Here is a 5,448-nt window from a genome sequence, read left to right on the forward strand (position 1 = left end):
ATCCACGACTTTCCGTCGGGCGCAAGCGTCGACGTCCAAGTCGTGGATGCCCGAGGCAAGCTCGGGCATGACAGCGGTGCAAACGGCTGCAAGTCGTTGATCGGCCGCTTGCCCAGAGCATGACCGCCGAGCGAACCCTCAGGCGGGCACCCTCATCACACCCGCCCTCAGTACCCGCCGAACAGCCGCTTCAGGAAGCCGAGCGGCTCGCTGGAGCGGGGGCGCTCGCGGACGACGCGTTCCTCCACCCAGCCGTCGCCGGGCGGCGGGCCGTCCTCGTAGACCTCGCCGCCGCCGGGGCCCTGGTCGTAGCCCGCCACCTGCGGGCTCCACTCGCCCGGCAGCGACGCCACGGCGGCGCCGGCGTGGGCGGCGGTCATGAAGCGGCTCCAGATCTGCACCGGCAGGCCGCCGCCGGAGGCCTTCTTGGTGGGGGAGTTGTCGTCGTTGCCGAGCCAGACCGCGGTGACGAGATGAGCGGTGTAGCCCACAAACCAGGCGTCGCGGAAATCCTGGCTGGTGCCGGTCTTGCCCGCCGCCGTCCAGCCCGGAAGCGCCGCGCCGCGCGCGGTGCCGGAGCGGATCGTCTCCGCCAGCATGGCGTTCATCATGCCCACGCGCTCGATGTCCACCACCTCCTGCGGCGGCTCGGGGCGGCGGTTGTAGAGCACCTCGCCGGTGGAGGCGACGACCCGGCGCACCACGTAGGGCTTCGCCGACATGCCGCCGTTCGCGAACGGGGCGTAGGCGCCGGCGAGCTCTAGCGGCGTTACCTCCGACGTGCCGAGCGCCACCGAGGGGTTCGGCGCGAGATCGGAGGTGATGCCGACGCGCCGGGCGGTGCGGATGACGTTGAGCGGCCCGACCTCGACCCCGAGCCGCACCGCCACCGTGTTCACCGAATGGGACAGGGCGCTGGTCAGGGTCATGGGTCCGCCGTAGCGGCGGTTGTAGTTCTCGGGGTTCCAGCCCTTCAGCCGCAGCGGCGCGTCCACCTGCACCGTGTCCGGCGTCATGCCGAGCTCCAGCGCCGAGAGATAGACGAAGGGCTTGAAGGCCGATCCGGGCTGACGCTTGGACGAGACCGCGCGGTTGAACTGGCTCTCGGCGTAGGACCGGCCGCCCACCAGCGCGCGCACCGCGCCGTCCGGCGCCAGCGCCACCAGCGCGCCCTGGCTCACCTTCAGCGCCGGGCCGCGCTTGGCGATCGCTTCCGACAGCGCCTTCTCGGCCTCCGCCTCGAGCTTCGGATCGAGCGTGGTCTCGACGGTCAGGTCCTCGTCGTAGACGCCCACCAGCCCGTCGAGCTGATCCATGATCCAGTCGGCCACGTAGCCCACCGCCCCTTGCGGCTTCGGAGCCGGCGACGGCGGCGAGGCGCGGAAGGCGCGGTTGGCCTCGTCGCGGGAGACGTAGCCCTCGTCGGCCATGGCGGCGAGCACCAGATCGGCGCGGGCGCGGGCGCCCTCCGGATCACGGGTCGGGGCGAGCCGCGACGGCGCCTTGACGAGGCCCGCAAGCGTCGCGGCCTCGGAGATGTTCACCTTGCGGATCGACTTGCCGAAATAGCGCTGGGCCGCCGCCTCCACCCCATAGGCGCCCGCGCCGAAATAGACGCGGTTGAGGTACATTTCGAGGATGCGGTCCTTGCCGAACTTGCGCTCCAGCCAGAAGGCCAGCACCGCCTCCTGCACCTTGCGCTCCAGCGAGCGCTCGGGCGTGAGGAACAGGTTCTTCGCGAGCTGCTGGGTCAGCGTGGAGCCGCCCTGCACCAGCGTGCCGTGCTGCAGGTTGGTGGCCATGGCGCGGGCGAGGCCGATGAAGTCCACGCCCCAGTGGTCGCGGAAGCGGCGGTCCTCGATGGCGATGAAGGCCTGCGGCACATAGGCCGGCATCTCGGACAGCGGCACGTTGGCGCCGCCGGTCTCGCCGCGGTTGGCGAGCGGCTTGCCGTCCAGGCTGACGATGGTGACGTTGGGCGGCCGCTTCGGCACTTCGAGCTTGTCGATCGGCGGCAGGCCGGAGGCGTAATAGGCGATGACGCCGCCGCCGCCGAGCGCGCCCAGCACGCCCATGACCAGCAGGAACGAGAACAGCCGGCCGAGCAGGCCGCGCCGCTTGCGGGGCGGACGGCCGGACGGGTCGCCGGATCGCCGGCGGGCGGGTCGGCTACGTCCCATGACCCAGCTCCAGTAGGAGAGTTTCTCGCGCGGCTCGGGCTCCGCCGGGCCGGACGATCCGAACGAGGGCTCGCGCCGCCCGTCGGGCAGGTCCTGCTCCGCCTGCGTGTCCGGGCCGAAGCCCGGCTCGCGCCGCGGCTCGCCGCCGCCATGGCTCAGCCGGTCGTCCGGCGACAGCCTCACGTCGAAGGACGCCTCGGGATGCGCGTCGAATCGCGGCTCGCGCCGTTCCTGCCCCGCGGACCGTCGTCCGATCGCCATACCTGCCGCACCCCGCCACGCCGCACGCCGCGACGGCCGTCCTCCGGCCGCCGTCCTGATGGAGAATCCGGATGGACTTTGAATGCGGCAGGTTTAAGGGGCGTTTACGATGCGCCCAGCCGCTCCGGCGCCGGCCGGCGGGCCAGCCGCCGGGCGTCGTCGGCTGCGATCTTCTTGTGAAGATGAACGAAAAAGGCGGTGGCGAACAGCGGCGTCAGCAGGTTCGCCAGCGGCGCGAGGGCGAGCGCCGCCGCCACCAGTCCCGCCGCGAACACCCGCCACCTGTGACGCCGGCGCAACGCCGCCGCTTCCCCTTCGGGCCGGAATCGCAGCGCGGCGAGCGTGAAGTACTCCCGGCTGAGCAGATAGGCGTTCACCAGCGCCCAGGCGGCCACGTTCACGCCCGGAAAGAACAGCAGCGGCAGCATGGCGACGTTGACCGCCAGCACCAGCGCGCCGAACCGCGCCGACATCAGCGCGCCCCTGAGCGTGGGCGGCGCGACGCCCGGCGCGTCCGCCGGGTAATGGGTGCGCTCCACCACCGCCGCCACGTCGTCCAGGAACAGGCCCGCCACCGCCGCCGTGACCGGCGTGATCAGGAACACCAGCCCGAAGGCGAGGCCGAGGCCGGACAGGATCTGCGCGCCGGAGCGCAGGTAGCCGGGCTCCAGCGTCAGCAGGTGGTCGATCAGCGCCTGCAGCCCGATCCAGCCGAGCGCGAGCGCCAGCAGCGTCAGGCCGAGCGACTTCAGCAGCACCGCCCGGAACTCCGGCGAGAACATCTGCCGCGCGGCCATCAGAGCCGAATCCAGCATCGGCGAACTCCCGGTTTTCAACGTGCGGCCCACAGTCAAGCGGGGCCGCTCTCAGTGATATCCCCGTCCAAAGTCTTATGCGACCAAGATGCGCCGGCCGGGCCGGTCGCTTGGCCTGACTTTCCGACGTATGTTAGGCATCCCAGTCGAACATGCGTCGCGGCGAGGCCTCCCGTTTGAGGGCGGTCTTGGTCGCGGCCGCGTCGCGCCGGCGTCAAAGCGCGGGAAACGCGCACCGGCGAACGCACGCCCCATCAGGAGGAGTAGCCGTCCAATGTCCATCACCGAAGGCAAGGCCCACGACATCGAAAGCCGGTTCTTCTCGGCCAGCGTGGCGGAAGTCGATCCGGAGCTCGCCGACGCCATCACGTCCGAGCTCGGCCGTCAGCGCGACGAGATCGAGCTGATCGCCTCCGAGAACATCGTCTCGCGCGCGGTGCTCGAGGCGCAGGGCTCGGTGCTGACCAACAAGTACGCCGAAGGCTATCCGGGCCGTCGCTACTACGGCGGCTGCCAGTATGTGGACGTGGCCGAGCAGCTCGCCATCGACCGCGCGAAGAAGCTGTTCAACGCCCAGTTCGCCAACGTGCAGCCCCATTCGGGCGCGCAGGCCAACACGGCGGTGTTCTACGCCCTGATGCAGCCGGGCGACACCTTCCTCGGCCTCGACCTCGCCGCCGGCGGCCACCTCACCCACGGCGCCAAGGCGGCCGTGTCGGGCAAGTGGTTCAACGCGGTGAACTACCACGTCCGCAAGGACGACCAGCGCATCGACATGGAAGAGGTCGCGCAGCTCGCCGAGCAGCACAAGCCCAAGGTCATCATCGCGGGCGGCTCCGCCTATCCGCGCCAGATCGACTTCGCGGCCTTCCGCAAGATCGCGGATTCGATCGGCGCCAAGTTCATGGTCGACATGGCCCACTTCGCGGGTCTCGTCGCCGGCGGCCAGCACCCGAACCCGCTCGAGCACGCCCATGTGGTGACCACCACCACCCACAAGACGCTCCGCGGCCCGCGCGGCGGCATGATCCTCACCAATGACGAGGATCTGGCCAAGAAGTTCAACTCGGCCGTGTTCCCCGGCCTGCAGGGCGGCCCGCTGATGCACGTCATCGCCGCCAAGGCGGTGGCCTTCGGCGAGGCTCTGAAGCCCGACTTCAAGCTCTACGCCCAGAACGTGATCGCCAACGCCAAGGCGCTGGCCGAGAACCTGAAGGGCCACGGCTTCGACATCGTCTCCGGCGGCACCGACACGCATCTGATGCTGGTCGACCTGCGTCCGAAGAAGCTCACGGGCAAGGTGTCCGAGATCGCGCTCGGCCGCGCGCACATCACCTGCAACAAGAACGGCATCCCGTTCGACCCCGAGAAGCCGATGGTCACCTCGGGCGTGCGCCTCGGCACCCCGGCGGGCACCACCCGCGGCTTCGGCGTGGCCGAGTTCCAGCAGATCGGCGACATGATCGCCACCGTCCTCGACGTGCTGGCCCAGAAGGGCGTCGACGAGGATTCGGAGGTCGAGGCCAAGGTGCGGAATCAGGTGTCCGAGCTGGTCGCCCGCTTCCCGCTCTACGCCGACTGATCCGACCGGGACGGGAGCCCATCGACCATGCGGTGTCCGCACTGCGGCGCGGCCGACACGCAGGTCAAGGACTCCCGTCCCGCCGAGGACGACGCCGCCATCCGCCGTCGGCGGGTGTGCGGGGTCTGCGGCCAGCGGTTCACCACCTTCGAGCGCGTGCAGCTGCGCGAGCTCACGGTGGTGAAGCGCTCCGGGCGCCGCGCGCCCTTCGACCGCGACAAGCTGCATCGCTCGCTCGCGGTCGCCCTGCGCAAACGGCCGGTGGAGCCCGAGCGCATCGAGCAGATGGTGTCCGGAATCGCCCGGCGGCTGGAAAGCGGCGGCGAACCGGAGATTTCCTCCGAGACGATTGGCCAGTATGTCATGGAGGCGCTGAAAGGCGCCGACGACGTGGCCTATGTGCGCTTCGCGTCGGTCTACAAAAACTTCCGCGAAGCCAAAGACTTTGAAACCCTCCTGGACGAACTCGCCGGCGACAGCGACGACGCCTCCCCCAGCCGCTGACGGCTCCGACGCCGCGCGCCGCGATGCGCGCTGGATGGCGGTCGCGATCGCGCTCGGCCGCCGCGGGCTCGGACGCACCGCGCCGAACCCGTCCGTGGGCGCGGTT

General features: G+C 70.5%; 3 protein-coding genes and 1 pseudogene. 2 read left to right on the top strand and 2 right to left on the bottom strand.

Annotated elements, in window-relative coordinates; all coding sequences use genetic code 11:
- Positions 1 to 167 precede the first annotated feature (167 nt).
- Together ACFQ4O_RS14650 and ACFQ4O_RS14655 are read right to left on the bottom strand one after the other, a co-directional pair.
- Complete coding sequence (locus ACFQ4O_RS14650) at positions 168 to 2,441, bottom strand: transglycosylase domain-containing protein (RefSeq protein WP_378776605.1); 2,274 nt, start codon at positions 2,439 to 2,441, stop codon at positions 168 to 170.
- Between the two features lie 104 nt (positions 2,442 to 2,545).
- A complete protein-coding gene (locus tag ACFQ4O_RS14655; RefSeq protein WP_378776607.1) occupies positions 2,546 to 3,256 on the bottom strand; it encodes a sulfate transporter family protein in 711 nt (236 codons plus the stop codon).
- A gap of 274 nt (positions 3,257 to 3,530) precedes the next feature.
- Between ACFQ4O_RS14655 and glyA the strand changes: the two genes are divergently transcribed.
- Together glyA and nrdR are read left to right on the top strand one after the other, a co-directional pair.
- On the top strand, positions 3,531 to 4,838 hold the full coding sequence (gene glyA, locus ACFQ4O_RS14660) for a serine hydroxymethyltransferase (RefSeq protein ID WP_378776609.1): 1,308 nt from the start codon (positions 3,531 to 3,533) through the stop codon (positions 4,836 to 4,838).
- A gap of 27 nt (positions 4,839 to 4,865) precedes the next feature.
- Positions 4,866 to 5,448 (top strand): annotated as a pseudogene (gene nrdR / locus ACFQ4O_RS14665) (transcriptional regulator NrdR); the annotation flags it as partial.

The sequence above is a fragment of the Methylopila musalis genome, assembly GCF_042679725.1.
Taxonomy (GTDB): domain Bacteria; phylum Pseudomonadota; class Alphaproteobacteria; order Rhizobiales; family Methylopilaceae; genus Methylopila; species Methylopila musalis.